The 12,853-nt window shown below is 69.8% G+C and carries 15 protein-coding genes; 8 read left to right on the top strand and 7 right to left on the bottom strand.

All coding sequences use genetic code 11. The features are described 5' to 3' along the window. The first annotated feature begins 53 nt into the window (after nt 1-53). From R2APBS1_RS14395 to R2APBS1_RS14385, 3 genes are read left to right on the top strand one after another with little or no spacing between them, the layout of a single operon-like run. On the top strand, nt 54-1,145 hold the full coding sequence (locus R2APBS1_RS14395) for a protein-glutamate methylesterase/protein-glutamine glutaminase (protein WP_015448480.1): 1,092 nt from the start codon (nt 54-56) through the stop codon (nt 1,143-1,145). Between the two features lie 17 nt (nt 1,146-1,162). Continuing rightward, on the top strand, nt 1,163-2,341 hold the full coding sequence (locus R2APBS1_RS14390) for a methyl-accepting chemotaxis protein (RefSeq protein ID WP_015448479.1): 1,179 nt from the start codon (nt 1,163-1,165) through the stop codon (nt 2,339-2,341). A gap of 10 nt (nt 2,342-2,351) precedes the next feature. After that, the gene (locus R2APBS1_RS14385) at nt 2,352-2,651 is read left to right on the top strand and encodes an STAS domain-containing protein (protein ID WP_007507420.1); all 300 of its coding nucleotides are present in this window, start codon (nt 2,352-2,354) and stop codon (nt 2,649-2,651) included. A gap of 92 nt (nt 2,652-2,743) precedes the next feature. Here the strand turns inward: R2APBS1_RS14385 and R2APBS1_RS14380 are convergent, their stop codons facing one another. Continuing rightward, the gene (locus R2APBS1_RS14380; RefSeq protein WP_015448478.1) at nt 2,744-3,094 is read right to left on the bottom strand and encodes a hypothetical protein; all 351 of its coding nucleotides are present in this window, start codon (nt 3,092-3,094) and stop codon (nt 2,744-2,746) included. Between the two features lie 203 nt (nt 3,095-3,297). On the opposite strand from R2APBS1_RS14380, the gene R2APBS1_RS14375 reads away from it, so the two are divergent. Continuing rightward, nucleotides 3,298-3,660, top strand: coding sequence for a hypothetical protein (locus tag R2APBS1_RS14375; protein WP_027484452.1), 363 nt, complete (start codon nt 3,298-3,300; stop codon nt 3,658-3,660). A gap of 51 nt (nt 3,661-3,711) precedes the next feature. Here R2APBS1_RS14375 and R2APBS1_RS14370 read toward each other — a convergent pair whose 3' ends face one another. The 6 genes from R2APBS1_RS14370 to R2APBS1_RS14345 form a co-directional block, all read right to left on the bottom strand. Beyond that, on the bottom strand, nt 3,712-4,272 hold the full coding sequence (locus R2APBS1_RS14370; RefSeq protein ID WP_007507427.1) for an NUDIX hydrolase: 561 nt from the start codon (nt 4,270-4,272) through the stop codon (nt 3,712-3,714). Between the two features lie 76 nt (nt 4,273-4,348). Further along, nucleotides 4,349-5,365, bottom strand: coding sequence for a magnesium and cobalt transport protein CorA (locus tag R2APBS1_RS14365; RefSeq protein WP_027484451.1), 1,017 nt, complete (start codon nt 5,363-5,365; stop codon nt 4,349-4,351). 40 nt (nt 5,366-5,405) lie between these two features. Further along, nucleotides 5,406-6,623: a lipoprotein N-acyltransferase Lnb domain-containing protein gene (locus R2APBS1_RS14360; protein WP_015448476.1), complete on the bottom strand. Its 1,218-nt coding sequence runs from the start codon at nt 6,621-6,623 to the stop codon at nt 5,406-5,408. Nucleotides 6,624-6,637: 14 nt separating this feature from the next. After that, a complete protein-coding gene (locus R2APBS1_RS14355; protein ID WP_015448475.1) occupies nt 6,638-7,477 on the bottom strand; it encodes a CorC family transporter in 840 nt (279 codons plus the stop codon). A gap of 117 nt (nt 7,478-7,594) precedes the next feature. Beyond that, the gene (gene ybeY / locus R2APBS1_RS14350; RefSeq protein WP_015448474.1) at nt 7,595-8,056 is read right to left on the bottom strand and encodes an rRNA maturation RNase YbeY; all 462 of its coding nucleotides are present in this window, start codon (nt 8,054-8,056) and stop codon (nt 7,595-7,597) included. After that, complete coding sequence (locus R2APBS1_RS14345) at nt 8,053-9,033, bottom strand: PhoH family protein (RefSeq protein WP_015448473.1); 981 nt, start codon at nt 9,031-9,033, stop codon at nt 8,053-8,055. Before R2APBS1_RS14345 ends, ybeY begins: the two co-directional genes overlap by 4 nt. Before the next feature lie 110 nt (nt 9,034-9,143). Between R2APBS1_RS14345 and R2APBS1_RS14340 the strand changes: the two genes are divergently transcribed. From R2APBS1_RS14340 to R2APBS1_RS14325, 4 genes are read left to right on the top strand one after another with little or no spacing between them, the layout of a single operon-like run. Beyond that, the gene (locus tag R2APBS1_RS14340) at nt 9,144-9,818 is read left to right on the top strand and encodes a TetR/AcrR family transcriptional regulator (RefSeq protein ID WP_015448472.1); all 675 of its coding nucleotides are present in this window, start codon (nt 9,144-9,146) and stop codon (nt 9,816-9,818) included. After that, nucleotides 9,815-10,789, top strand: coding sequence for an HlyD family secretion protein (locus tag R2APBS1_RS14335; protein WP_015448471.1), 975 nt, complete (start codon nt 9,815-9,817; stop codon nt 10,787-10,789). The genes R2APBS1_RS14340 and R2APBS1_RS14335 overlap by 4 nt, the downstream gene beginning before the upstream one ends. After that, nucleotides 10,786-11,736, top strand: coding sequence for an ABC transporter ATP-binding protein (locus tag R2APBS1_RS14330; RefSeq protein WP_015448470.1), 951 nt, complete (start codon nt 10,786-10,788; stop codon nt 11,734-11,736). The genes R2APBS1_RS14335 and R2APBS1_RS14330 overlap by 4 nt, the downstream gene beginning before the upstream one ends. Next, nucleotides 11,733-12,842: an ABC transporter permease gene (locus R2APBS1_RS14325; protein WP_015448469.1), complete on the top strand. Its 1,110-nt coding sequence runs from the start codon at nt 11,733-11,735 to the stop codon at nt 12,840-12,842. The genes R2APBS1_RS14330 and R2APBS1_RS14325 overlap by 4 nt, the downstream gene beginning before the upstream one ends. Nucleotides 12,843-12,853 lie beyond the last annotated feature (11 nt).

Below are 12,853 nucleotides of genomic sequence, written 5' to 3'. Positions count from 1 at the left end.
GATCGGGCCACCGTCGCGGGCGACGGGGCCGTGGCTGCATGGCAAGGTGAGCAATGGATAGAGTGCGTGTTCTGGTAGTCGACGATTCCGCATTGGTGCGCAAGCTGATGTCGACCATGCTTGCCTGCGATCCGGACATCGAGGTCGTCGGCACGGCGGCGGATCCGCTGATCGCCCGCGACAAGATCAAGCAGCTCAACCCCGACGTGCTGACCCTGGACGTCGAGATGCCGCGCATGGACGGGCTGACCTTCCTGGAAAACCTGATGCGGCTGCGGCCGATGCCGGTGGTGATGGTGTCGTCGCTGACCACGCAGGGTGCCGAGGTGACGCTGCGCGCGCTGGAACTGGGTGCGGTGGATTTCCTGGCCAAGCCGAGCAGCGACCTGGCCAGCAGTTTTGGCGAGCACGCGCTGGAGATCTGCGCCAAGGTCAAGCAGGCGGCGCAGGCCAGGCCGCGCGCGCGCACCACGGTGCGCAAGCTGGACGTGGCGCCACGGCTGTCGGCGGACGCGGTGCTGCCGCGCGCGCAGACTGCGGGCACGCGCGGCGGCAGCCCGATCATCGCGATCGGCGCTTCCACCGGCGGCACCGAGGCGGTGCGCGTGGTGCTGGAGGCGATGCCGCCGGACGCGCCGCCGATCCTGGTGACCCAGCACATTCCGGCCGCCTTCAGCGGCCCGTTCGCCGCGCGCATGGACCGCTGCTCGGCGATGCGCGTGTGCGAGGCGCAGGACGGCCAGCCGATCCAGTCGGGCCATGCCTACATCGCGCCAGGCAGCCACCACCTGCTGGTGATGTGGGACGGCGCGAAGTACGTCTGCCGGCTGCACGACGGCCCGCCGGTGAACCGGCACCGCCCCAGCGTCGACGTGCTGTTCCGCTCGCTGGCGGCCAGCGCCGGCGCCGCCACCATCGCCACGCTGCTCACCGGCATGGGCGACGACGGCGCGCGCGGCCTGCTGGAACTGCGCCAGGCCGGCGCCGCCACGCTGGTGCAGGACGAACCCAGCTCGGTGGTGTGGGGCATGCCCGGTGCCGCCTGGAAGCTCGACGCCGCGGGCGAAATGCAGTCGATCGAACACATGGCGGCGCGCCTGCTGGCGCTGGCCCGCCACCCCCATACCGGCGCCGGCGGCGCCTGACTCGCGGATACCGGATCATGCCATTCACTCCCGCTCTCTTGCTCCAACGCCAAGCCGCCGGCTGGATCGCCAGCGCCGTCGCCCTGCTGCTGGCGCTGGCCTGGCACCCGGCCTGGCTGGCGCCGTTGCTGGTGGCGGCACTGACCGCGGCGTGGGCGCTGTCGGCACGGCCCGCCGCGCCGCTGGCCGTGCAGGCCGCCGCCGGCGCCCGCGCCGAACCGGTGCGCGAGGCGCTGGAAGACGTGCGCGGCGCGCTGGTCGACGAGCTCGGCCACGCCACCCGCGAGCTGCACCAGGGCCTGGACCTGCTGCGCGATGCGGTGTCCGAGCTGGGCGGCGGTTTCGACGGGCTGTCCAGCAAGACCGCGCTGCAGCAGTCGCTGCTCAAGCAGATCATCGAGGTGCAGGACGGCGGCGTCAGCGTGCAGGATTTCGCCGCCCGCACCGGCGACCTGCTGGAGCACTTCGTCGGCATGATCGTGCAGATGTCGCGCGAGAGCCTGCGCATCGTCTACCGCATCGACGGCATGGCGAAGGAGATGGACGCGGTGTTTGGCCTGCTCAGGAACGTCAACACCATCGCCGAGGAAACCAACCTGCTGGCGCTGAACGCGGCGATCGAGGCGGCGCGCGCCGGCGAATCCGGCCGCGGCTTCGCGGTGGTGGCCGGCGAGATCCGCAACCTGGCCAGCAACTCCAACCAGCTCAACGAGCAGATCGGCGGCCATGTCGAGCGCGCGCGCTCGGCGATGGAACAGCTGCGCGGGCTGATCGGCGCGATGGCCTCGCAGGACCTCAACGTGGCGCTGTCGGCCAAGGGCGGCATCGACGCGATGACCGCCCACGTCACCGAGAGCGACGCGCGCACCAGCGCGGTGGCCGACCAGGCGGTGGAGATCAATCGCGGCCTCGGCAGCGACGTCTCCACCACCATCCGCTCGCTGCAGTTCGAGGACATCCTGAGCCAGCTGATCAGCCAGACCCGCACCCGGCTGACCGAGCTGCAGGAGGTCACCACCGAGTGCACCCGCGACATCGAGGAACTGGCGTGCGCCCCGCTGGAGGCCGACGCGCTGGAGGAACGTGCCCAGCGCGTGCGCAGCCGGCTGGCGATCCAGCGCGAGAAGGCGCGCCTGCGCTCGCGCGGCCCGGCGTTGCAGAACACGATGGACGCCGGCGAAATCGAACTCTTCTGAGGATGGCCCCATGATCGTCCACCATGACAGCGAACTCGATTGCCTGACCCTGCAGTTGGGCGAGCGTTTCGACTTCAGCATCCACCGCGATTTCCACGACGCCTGCCTGGGCAGCGGCAAGCCCGCGCGCAGCTACGTGATCGACCTGGGCGAGGTCACCGGGATGGACAGCTCGGCGCTCGGCATGCTGCTGCTGCTGCGCGAGCACGCCGGCGCCGACCGCGCCGACATCCGCATCGTCAATGCCTCCGGCGAGTTGCGCGGCACCTTGCGCGTGGCCGGCTTCGACAAGCTGTTCGTGTTGCACTGACCGCCTGCCTGCCGGCGCGACGTGCACGCGGCGGCGCCGGATACGACGAAGGCTCCTTGCGGAGCCTTCGTCGCGTCACGCTGCCGGCTGCCTCACCAGGTGCGCACGTCGACCACGCTGACCGTGTAGCTGTCCATCTCCGCCTGGTAGTGGAACATGCGGCCCAGGTCGAACTTCACCACGTCGCCGGGGGGGATGTTGGCGGTGCCGGCCGGCCAGCCCTGCTTGCTCTGCAGCACCTTGCCGCCGGCGTCCTTGACCTCGATGCGGACCTGCGCGGCCGAGGCCGCGGCGCAGTTGTTGACCAGTTCGCCGCGCAGGCTGAGCCGCGACGCCGCGACGCCGGGCTTGAAATCCTTGATCGCGAAATCGCCAGGCGCGCAGGCAGCCTGGGCGGCCAGCGGAGCGAGCAGCAACACGGCGGAAACAACGAGAGCCTTCATGGGGAAACTCCATCGGACAGTGGGGGGACCGCAATGCGGGGGACGGGACCTCCCTCTATCGACGCCAGCGCGAAGAACTTTAGCGGCAGGTGACCGGCTCTCTGCGGCCACGCGCCGGGCGCGGCCGGTTAAAGAATTCCGCCGGCATGCCGATGATTTTCCATGCCCGCATCGAAGGCATGCCTCGGGATGGCCCAAACCTCATGAAGACGCTGATCATTTCCGCCGTACTCCTGTTCGCCCCGCTGGCCGCCCAGGCCGACTGCAATCCGAAGGACTTCGCCATCAAGGATTTCAAGCCCGCGGTCAACAACACGGGAACGGTCACCCGCATGAGCCTGCGCGGCGAGCTGGTCAACAACTGCGCCGCGGCCTCGGCCGCGCAGATCCGCATCGACATCAAGGACGATGCCGGTTCCGTCATCCAGAGCAAGCAGGCGTGGCCGGCCGGCACGGCCAACATCGCCCCCGGCGACGTGGTGAAGTTCGACCTGGGCCGTCTGTTCCGCTACCAGTCCGGCATGAGCAGCTACACGGTCAGCGTGGTCGACGTGCGCACCTGGTGAGCGGCCCGCTGCCGCGGCGCGGCAAGGCTGCGCCCGGAACCCCGCCGCCGCTCAGCCGTCGGCGTGCTCGATGAACCACAGCCCGGCGAACAGCTTCGGGTCGATCGAATAGCCCTCGGCGGCGCGTGCGAACAGCCAGGCGCCGGCCTCGCGGCGCGGCACCTCGTGCACCACGATGTTCTCGGTCTCGTCGCCGCCGCCGGGGCCGACCTTCTCCAGCTCCCGGGCGCGCACGAAGGTGATCATCTCGGTGCTCATGCCCGAGGACGATGGGCCGCAATGGACGAAATCCACCCGCCGGCAGCGCCAGCCGGTTTCCTCCTCCAGCTCGCGCTGCGCGGCCAGTTGCGCGCTCTCGTCGGCCTGGCCGGCCAGGTCGCCGACCAGGCCGGCCGGCATCTCGATGGTGTTCTGCAGGATCGACACGCGGTACTGCTCGACGAACAGCACCTTGTCCGCCGGCGTCACCGCCAGGATGATCACCGCGCCGCCGGGGTTGTTGCGCTCGGCGTATTCCCAGCGGCCGCGCTTGCGCAGGCTGAGCCAGCGGCCTTCGTACAGGGTTTCCACCGGTGCGGCGGCGTCGGCGGGGATGCGGCTGGGATCGTTCATCGGTGGTCGCGTGCGGGGCGGGTATCGGACGGCATCTTGAACGGTTCGCGCGGCAGCGACAACCGCCCGCCGCCCGCTACAGCCACCTCGCGCGCTTCAGCCCGAGGTAGATGCCACCCACCACGCAGGCCATCACCACGATGATCGCGGGGTACGCCCAGGGCTGGCCGAGCTCGGGCATGTGCGCGAAGTTCATGCCGTACCAGCTGGTCAGCAGGGTCGGCGCGGCGAGCATCGCGGCCCAGCCGGCGAGTTTCTTCATCACCTCGTTCTGGCGCAGGCTGACCAGCGACAGGTTGACGTTGATCGCGGCGGTGAGCATCTCGCGCATCGCGCCGATCGCCTCGTTGACGCGGAAGGCGTGGTCGTAGACGTCGCGGAAGTACGCGTGCAGCACCTCGGGGACCAGGTGCGGGTGCAGCCGGATCAGCTGGTTGATGATGTCCTGCAGCGGCGCCACCGCCAGGCGCAGCGTCATCAGGTCGCGCTGCATGTCGTACAGCCGGCGCACCGTGCTGCTCTTGAACGTCTCGCCGAAGATGTCGTGTTCGAGCTGGTGCACCTCTTCGCGGAAGTCGCGCACGATCGGCAGCAGGTTGTCGACGATGAAGTCGAGCACGCCGTACAGCCCGTAACTGGGCCCGTTCGCCAGCAATTCCGGCGCGTGCTCGCAGGTGCGCCGCGCCGGCGCGTAGGACTGCGAGGCGCCGTGGCGCACGGTGACCAGGTAGCGCGGGCCGAAGAAGATGTGCGTCTCGCCGAACGCCAGTTCGCCGTCGACCAGCTGCGCGGTCTGCACCACCAGGAACAGCGAGTCGCCGTAGGTTTCCAGCTTGGTGCGCTGGTGCGCGGCGTGCGCGTCCTCGATCGCCAGGTCGTGCAGGCCGAATTCGTCCTGGATCTTCTCCAGCAGCGTCTCGTCCGGCTCGTACAGGCCGACCCAGACGAAGGTGTCCGGCTCGGCCAGCACGTCGCTGATCGCATCGATGGTGACCTCGCCGATGCGGCTGCCGTCCCTGCGGTAGGCGATGCAGTTGACCACCATCGGCGGGCTGCTGCTCGGCGGTGCGCTCGGCGGCGTGATCGGATTCATGCGCGCATCATGCCCCGCGCCGGTGGACGGGGCAATTGCATCACTGGCGGCGACGCAGGCTCCAGACCAGCGCCAGCCAGCACGGCAGGGCGAACAGCAGCCACGGCTGGTTCTGCTGCACGGTGCCGGGCAGCAGGTGCAGCAGCACGGCGGCCATGCAGGCCAGCAGCTGCAGCGCGATCACGCCATCGATGAAGCGCGAGGCGGCGAGGCCGCGGCGCGCGCGCCACAGCGTCGGCAGCAGCGCGAACGCCAGCGGGTTGAACAGCAGCAGATTCGCGTTGGCCCACGCCGAGTGGTGGGTGGTCAGCGTCCACAGCGCCAGCAGCAGCAGGCCGGTCACGCCGGCCGCGAGCAGGTACAGCGTGCCGAGCAGGGCGTAGCCGGTAGGCCAGCGGCGGCGGGCGAGCACGATCAGCGCGGCCAGCAGCAGGCCAGCCAGGGCCAGTGGCAGGCGCAGGTCGGGCGCGGTCGACGGCGGCGCCTGCAGCCGGTTCGGCGAGACCAGCTGTTCGTCCAGCACCAGCGGGCGCCGGCCGCCATGGCCGTCGTCGAGGCGCACTTCGCGCAGCTGCGCCTGCAGCACGTCGGGCAGGAAGCTTTCCTGCCAGGCGTCCAGCGGCTGGTCGGCATACGGCCCCAGGCCCAGGTCGAGCAGCAGCATCAGCCACGGCTGCGCGCTCATCAGCCGCACCGTCTGCTGGCGGTAGGTCATGCCGCCGGCATGCGTCTTCAGTTGCGTCGCCAGCATGCCGCCGAGCGCCTTGTCCAGCGCGTCGCGCACGCGGGTGGTGCAGTTGTCGACGTAGTAGTCGTAGGCGTAGCCGGCGTTTTCCGGGCGCAGGTTCCACAGCAGGAAGTCGCGCAGCGCGGCGGCCTGTTCGGCCGTCAGCGCCAGCCGCTGGCGGGTGATCGAACGGCCGGCCTCGACGTAGTAGCGTTCGTCGGCATCACTGGGGGCGGCGTCCATCAGGTAGTGCATGCGGCCACGGGCGAAGTTCAGCAGGAAGTTCTTCTCGCTGAAATCGAACACGCCGTAGTTGAAGTTGACCGCCTCGCCCGAGACCGTGTCGCGCAGCTCGATCGCATCGTGGCCGAAGCGCTCCCAGTAGGTTTCGCCGGGGCCGTAGGTGATCAGCGAGACCTCGAGGTTGGCGCCGGGCGCGTTGGCGACGCCGGCATGGGCTGGCGAAAGCGCGGCCAGGACCAGCAGTGCGAGCAGCAGGAGCTTGCGGCGGATCAGGTGCATGCGGTGCATCGGCAGGGGCGCGCCTACTGCTTGACCACGCGGAACGCCTGCACGCGGCGGTCGTCGGCCTCGGTGACGTGGAACAGGTAATCGCCGATGGCGACTTCCTCGCCGACTTCGGGCAGGTGGCCGAACCCGGCGGTGACCATGCCGCCGACGGTGTCGTATTCCTCGTCAGGGAAGTCGGCGCCGGTCTGTTCGTTGAAGTCCTCGATCGGGGTCAATGCGCTGACCAGCCAGTCGCCGCCGGGCTGCTCGTGCATCAGCTCGGGCTCCACCTCGTCGTCGTGCTCGTCGTCGATCTCGCCGACGATCTGCTCGAGCACGTCCTCGATGGTGACCAGGCCGGCGACGCCGCCGTACTCGTTGACCACCAGCGCCATGTGGTTGCGGCTGAGCCGGAATTCCTCCAGCAGCACGTTCAGCCGCATCGACTCGGGGATCAGCACCGCCGGGCGCAGGATCGCGCGGATGTCGAAATGCTCGGCGGCGCCGAAGTACTTCAGCAGGTCCTTGGCCAGCAGGATGCCGAGGATCTCGTCCTTGTCCTCACCGTGCACCGGGAAGCGCGAGTGGCCGGATTCGACCACGGCGGCGAGGATGTCGGGCAGCGGCGAGTCCGCCGCCAGCATCACGATCTGCGCGCGCGGCACCATCACGTCGTCCACGCTCAGTTCGGTGACTTTGATCGCACCCTCGACCATGGTGAGGGTGTTCACGGACAGCAGTCCGTTGCTCTGGGCGGAACGCAACTCCTCGATCAGTTCGTCGCGGTTGCGCGGTTCGCCGGAAAACATGTGGCCCAGTCGATCCCACCAGGTTCGGTGGGCCGGGCCGCTGGTACTGCCAGGGTCGTCGCTCATTACTCGTTGGGAGTCTGCCCGAAACCGGGCGGAAGGCCGATTCTAGCGGAAAAAACGTGACGGTTCAGGCACAGGCGCCGCAGGTGCCTCCGCTTCGCCCGCCGCCCGCCCGGTGGCTCAGGCGTACGGGTCGGCGATGCCCAGGCCAGCCAGGATGCGGGTTTCCAGCGCTTCCATGGCTTCGGCCTCGGCGTCTTCGATATGGTCGTGGCCGAGCAGGTGCAGTACGCCGTGGACGGTCAGGTGGGCCCAGTGGTCACGTAGCGCCTTGCCCTGTTCGGCGGCCTCGCGCAGCACCACCGGGGCGCAGATCGCCAGGTCGCCGATCAGCGGCAGCGCCACCCCGGGCGGCAGTTCGACGGGGAACGACAGCACGTTGGTGGCGTAGTCCTTGCCGCGATAGTCGCGGTTGAGCGCGCGGCCTTCGTCGGCGTCGACGATGCGGATCGCCAGCTCGGTGCCCTTGCGCCGCTTCGCCCCGCGCAGCGCCGCCTCGACCCAGCGGCGGAAGCTGGCCGGCGCGGGCAGGCCGGCACGCGGCACCGCATAGCCCACGGCGAGCGTCAGCGGGGCGCTCATGCGCCGTCCTCGTCCTTCTGCTCGAACGCCTCGTAGGCGCGCACGATCTTCGCCACCAGCGGGTGGCGCACCACGTCGCGCGAGGTGAAGAAGGTGAAGCTGATGCCGCCCACCCCGCGCAGCACCTCGATCGCCTGGCGCAGGCCCGAGCGCGTGTTGCGCGGCAGGTCGACCTGGGTGACGTCGCCGGTGATCACCGCCACCGTGCCGAAGCCGATGCGGGTGAGGAACATCTTCATCTGCTCGACCGTGGTGTTCTGCGCCTCGTCGAGAATCACGTAGGAATCGTTGAGGGTGCGCCCGCGCATGTACGCCAGCGGCGCGATCTCGATCACGTTGCGCTCGATCAGCTTGGCCACCTTCTCGAAGCCGAGCATCTCGTACAGCGCGTCGTACAGCGGGCGCAGGTAGGGATCGACCTTCTGGCTGAGATCGCCAGGCAGGAAGCCCAGCTTCTCGCCGGCCTCGACCGCCGGGCGCACCAGGATCAGCCGCTGCACCCGGTTCGCCTCCAGCGCCTCGACTGCGCTGGCCACCGCCAGGTAGGTCTTGCCGGTGCCGGCCGGGCCCACGCCGAAGTTGATGTCGTGGCCGGCGATCGCGTGCAGGTAGCGCGCCTGGTTCGGGCCGCGGCCCTTGATCACGCCGCGCTTGACCTTGATCACCACTTCCTGGGCGCCTTCGGCGGTCGCCTCGGCGATCGCGTCGATGCCGGATTCGGCCAGCTGCAGGTTGATCTTCGCGCCGGTCAGCGCTTCCTCGGCGGTGGCGGTGTACAGCGCGCGCAGCACCTTTTCGGCGGCGCGCGCGGGGGCGTCTTCGCCGATTACCTGGAAGATGTTGCCGCGATGGTTGATCTCCACGCCGAGACGCAGCTCGACCTGGCGCAGATGCTCGTCGAACGGCCCGCACAGGTTGGCGAGGCGGGCGTTGTCGTCGGGGTCGAGGGTGAAGTCGCGCTGGTTGAGTTCGCTCATAGGGGCGCGAGAGTAGCGCGCCGCTGCGGGAAGAGCCATGACGACAGTCGGCCGTGACGGCCGCGATGTCGCCAGTTGCATGAAATTAAATGTTGAATTAATTTATGTGCATGGCTACTTCGACCAAGCGCGCGAAAGCCGGGCGCCGCGCCGGGCGTCCCAGCGGCGACGACCTGGACCTGCGCGCGCGCCTGCTGGATGTCGCGATCGCGCAGTTCGCCCGGGCGGGAATAGGCGCGACGTCATTGCGCGCGATCGCCGGCGAGGCGGAGGTCACGCCCGCGATGCTGCATTACTACTTCGGCGACAAGCCACGGCTGGTCCAGGCGCTGGTCGAGGAGCGCCTGTTGCCGGCACTGGCGCCATTGCGCGTGCAACTGGAACGGGCCGGCGACGATCCGCGGGTATTGATCGAAGCTTTCGTGCGCGGCATCGGCGAAGTGGTGGCGCGACATCCATGGCTGCCGCCGCTATGGGTGCGCGAGGTGCTGTGCGACGGCGGTGCGCTGCGCGAGGTGCTGTTCACCCAGGCGGTGCCGGGCTTGCCGCAGTTGCTGGCGCAACGCTTCGCGGCGGCGCAGGCGAATGGACGGCTGAATGCCAGCATGGACCCGCGCCTGCTGGTCGTCTCGCTGGTCGGGCTGACCTTGTTCCCCGCCGCTGGCGCGCCGATCTGGCGGCGCATGTTCGGTGCCGAAGGGCTGGAGTCCGCGGCGATGTCGCAACACACGCTCGCGCTGCTGGGTCATGGCGTGGGCACCCGCAAATCCGGAGAAGCCGCATGAACGTCGCACGCACGATTCACCGCCTGCCAGCGGTCTTCCTGCTGGCCGTGGCGGCGCTGGCCGGCTGCAGCAAGCCGCCGCCGCAGGCGCTGGGCACGCTGGAGTTCGACCGCATCACCCTGCCGGCGCCGGCCGCCGAGCGCATCGTGGCGATCGACGTGCGCGAGGGCGAACGGGTCAAGGCCGGCCAGTCGCTGCTGCAGCTCGATCCCGCGCACACCCGCGCCGAACTCGCTGCGGCGCAGGCACAGGCGCGGCAGCAGCGCGAGTTGCTGGCCGAGCTCGAAACCGGGCCGCGCCGCGAGGACATCGACCGGGGGCGCGCGAACCTCGCCGCCGCGCAGGCGCAGGCGCGCGAGGCGCGGGCCTACTACGCGCGGTTAGCCCCACTGAAGGGCAACGGTTACGTGGCCGCCGCCGACCTCGACCGCGCCCGCGCCGCGGCCGGCAACGCCGAGGGCCAGCTGGCGGCGGCGCAGGCCGCGCTGGACGAGCTGCTGCACGGCACCCGTCCGGAGCAGATCGCGCAGGCCCGGGCCGCGCTGGCGGCGGCCGACGCGCAAGTCGGTGCGCAGCAGGTGCTGCTGGGCAAGCTGGCCGTCGTGGCGCCGCGCGCCGGGCGCGTCGACAGCCTGCCGTACAAGCTCGGTGACCAGGCGCCGGTCGGCGCGCCGCTGGCGATCCTGCTGGCGGGCGACGCGCCCTACGCGCGCATCTACGTGCCGGTGCAGCAACGCGCCGGCGTGCACGTCGGCGACCCGATCGAGGTCTTCGTGGCCGGTCGCGCGCAGCCGTATGCCGGCAAGCTGCGGATGATCCGCAGCGAACCGGACTTCACCCCGTACTACGCGCTGATCGGCGACGACGCGGCGCGGCTGAGCTATCTCGCCGAGGTCGCGCTGGGCGCGGATGCGGCCGAGCTTCCTGCCGGCCTGCCGGTACGCGTCGAATTTCGCCGGACCGCGAAATGAGCGCCGATGCCGACGGCGTGGCGATCCGCGCGCGCGGCCTGACCCGGCGCTTCGGCAAGCTGGTGGCGGTCGATCATGTCGATCTCGAAGTGCCGGCCAGACGCGTCTACGGCTTCCTCGGCCCGAACGGCTCGGGCAAGTCGACCACGATCCGCATGCTGTGCGGCCTGTTGACGCCGAGCGAGGGCGAGATCGAGGTGCTCGGCCTGCGCGTCCCGGCGCAGGCCGACGCGCTGCGTCCGCACATCGGCTACATGACGCAGAATTTCTCGCTGTTCGAGGACCTCGGCGTGCGCGAGAACCTGGAGTTCCTGGCCGCGATCCAGGGCGTGCCGAAGGCGAAGACGAGGCGCCGCATCGACGAGCTGATCGGGCAATACCACTTCGGCGATCGGCAGAAACAGCTGGCCGGCACCCTGAGTGGCGGCCAGAAGCAGCGCCTCGCGCTGGCCGGCGCGGTGATCCACGAGCCGGAATTGCTGTTACTGGACGAGCCGACCAGCGCGGTCGATCCGGAATCGCGCCGCGATTTCTGGGAGAAGCTTTTTGAACTGGCCGACATCGGCACCACCCTGCTGGTCTCGACCCACCTGATGGACGAGGCGGAGCGTTGTCACCGGCTGGCGATCCTCGATCGGGGCGTGCTGGTTGCCGACGGCACGCCGCATGAGCTGACCGCGCAACTGGAGGGACGCACCTTCCTCGTCGAGACGGGCAACCCGCGCGCCGCCCAGCGCGCGCTGGCCGATGTGCCGGGCGTGCTCGGCGTGGCCCAGGTCGGCAATACCTTGCGCGTGCTGATCGGCGCTGATGGCGCGACGCCGGACATGGACAAGGCGTTGGCTGCGGCCGGGCAGGAAGCCGGACTGGCGGCGGCACCGCCGAATCTCGAAGACGTGTTCGTCGCCGCCACGCACAGGGGCGGCGGCGAGGAGCGCGCCGCATGAACTGGCGCCGGCTGTGGGCGATCGTGGTCAAGGAGCTGCGCCAGCTGCGCCGCGACCGCATCACGCTGGCGATGATCGTGGGCATTCCGGTGATCCAGCTGGTGCTGTTCGGCTATGCGATCAACACCAACCTGCGCGGGCTCGACGCCGGCATCGTCGACCAGGCCAACAGCGCCGGTTCGCGCGCACTGGTGCTGGACATGCTGGCCACCGGCGTGGTGGCGCCGGTGGCCAGGGCGGATACGCCGCAGGAGTTGATGGCGATGATCCGGCGCGGCCGGATCAGCATCGGCATCGTGCTGCCGGCGGATTTCGAGCGCCGCCGCAGCGACGGACGCGCCGTGGCGCAGATCCTGGTCGACGGCAGCGACACGGCAGTGCAGGGCGCCGCCGCGCAATTGATGCAGGTGCCGATCGACAGCGCCGTGCCCGACACGCGCGCGCCGCTGACCAGCACGCCGGTCGACGGGCGGATCAGCGTGGTCGGCTTCTACAATCCGCAGCGGCGCTCCGCGGTCAACATCGTGCCTGGCCTGATCGGCGTGATCCTGACCATGACGATGGTGCTGTTCACCGCCATCGCGGTCGTGCGCGAACGCGAGCGCGGCAACATGGAGCTGCTGATCGCCACGCCGCTGACCAGCGCCGAGCTGATGGTCGGCAAGGTGCTGCCGTATGTCGCGATCGGCCTGGTGCAGACCAGCGTGATCCTGGCGCTTGGGACGTGGTTGTTCGAGGTGCCGATCCGCGGCAGCGTGCTCGATGTCTACCTGGCCTCCGGCCTGCTGATCCTGGCCAACCTCGCGCTCGGCCTGCTGATCTCCACCCGCGCGCAGTCGCAGTTCCAGGCCATGCAGATGACCTTCTTCGTGTTCCTGCCGTCGATCCTGCTGTCGGGTTTCATGTTCCCGTTTGCCGGCATGCCGAAGCTGGTGCAGTGGCTGGCCGAGGTGTTGCCGTTGACCCATTTCCTGCGCCTGATCCGCGGCGTGATGCTGCGCGGCGCGGGGCTGGGGGAAATGTGGGGCGACGTACTGGCGCTGGCGGCGTTCGTCCTGGTGATGATGGCGCTGGCGATCCTGCGCTTCCGCAAACGGCTGGATTGAGCCGTCATGCC

The sequence above is a fragment of the Rhodanobacter denitrificans genome, from assembly GCF_000230695.2.
Taxonomy (GTDB): Bacteria; Pseudomonadota; Gammaproteobacteria; order Xanthomonadales; family Rhodanobacteraceae; genus Rhodanobacter; species Rhodanobacter denitrificans.
The sequence above is the reverse complement of the archived record's forward strand: the minus strand, read 5'-3'. Positions and strand labels throughout refer to the sequence as shown.

Bases quoted from the DNA above. Each gene is read 5' to 3' on its own strand.
- R2APBS1_RS14395 (WP_015448480.1), top strand. From the start codon at position 54: ATGGATAGAGTGCGTGTTCTGGTAGTCGACGATTCCGCATTGGTGCGC.
- R2APBS1_RS14355 (WP_015448475.1), bottom strand. From the start codon at position 7,477: ATGAGCGACGACCCTGGCAGTACCAGCGGCCCGGCCCACCGAACCTGG.
- R2APBS1_RS14365 (WP_027484451.1), bottom strand. From the start codon at position 5,365: ATGAATCCGATCACGCCGCCGAGCGCACCGCCGAGCAGCAGCCCGCCG.
- R2APBS1_RS14370 (WP_007507427.1), bottom strand. From the start codon at position 4,272: ATGAACGATCCCAGCCGCATCCCCGCCGACGCCGCCGCACCGGTGGAA.
- R2APBS1_RS14390 (WP_015448479.1), top strand. From the start codon at position 1,163: ATGCCATTCACTCCCGCTCTCTTGCTCCAACGCCAAGCCGCCGGCTGG.
- R2APBS1_RS14385 (WP_007507420.1), top strand. From the start codon at position 2,352: ATGATCGTCCACCATGACAGCGAACTCGATTGCCTGACCCTGCAGTTG.
- ybeY (WP_015448474.1), bottom strand. From the start codon at position 8,056: ATGAGCGCCCCGCTGACGCTCGCCGTGGGCTATGCGGTGCCGCGTGCC.
- R2APBS1_RS14360 (WP_015448476.1), bottom strand. From the start codon at position 6,623: ATGCACCGCATGCACCTGATCCGCCGCAAGCTCCTGCTGCTCGCACTG.
- R2APBS1_RS14335 (WP_015448471.1), top strand. From the start codon at position 9,815: ATGAACGTCGCACGCACGATTCACCGCCTGCCAGCGGTCTTCCTGCTG.
- R2APBS1_RS14340 (WP_015448472.1), top strand. From the start codon at position 9,144: ATGGCTACTTCGACCAAGCGCGCGAAAGCCGGGCGCCGCGCCGGGCGT.
- R2APBS1_RS14380 (WP_015448478.1), bottom strand. From the start codon at position 3,094: ATGAAGGCTCTCGTTGTTTCCGCCGTGTTGCTGCTCGCTCCGCTGGCC.
- R2APBS1_RS14345 (WP_015448473.1), bottom strand. From the start codon at position 9,033: ATGAGCGAACTCAACCAGCGCGACTTCACCCTCGACCCCGACGACAAC.
- R2APBS1_RS14375 (WP_027484452.1), top strand. From the start codon at position 3,298: ATGAAGACGCTGATCATTTCCGCCGTACTCCTGTTCGCCCCGCTGGCC.
- R2APBS1_RS14325 (WP_015448469.1), top strand. From the start codon at position 11,733: ATGAACTGGCGCCGGCTGTGGGCGATCGTGGTCAAGGAGCTGCGCCAG.
- R2APBS1_RS14330 (WP_015448470.1), top strand. From the start codon at position 10,786: ATGAGCGCCGATGCCGACGGCGTGGCGATCCGCGCGCGCGGCCTGACC.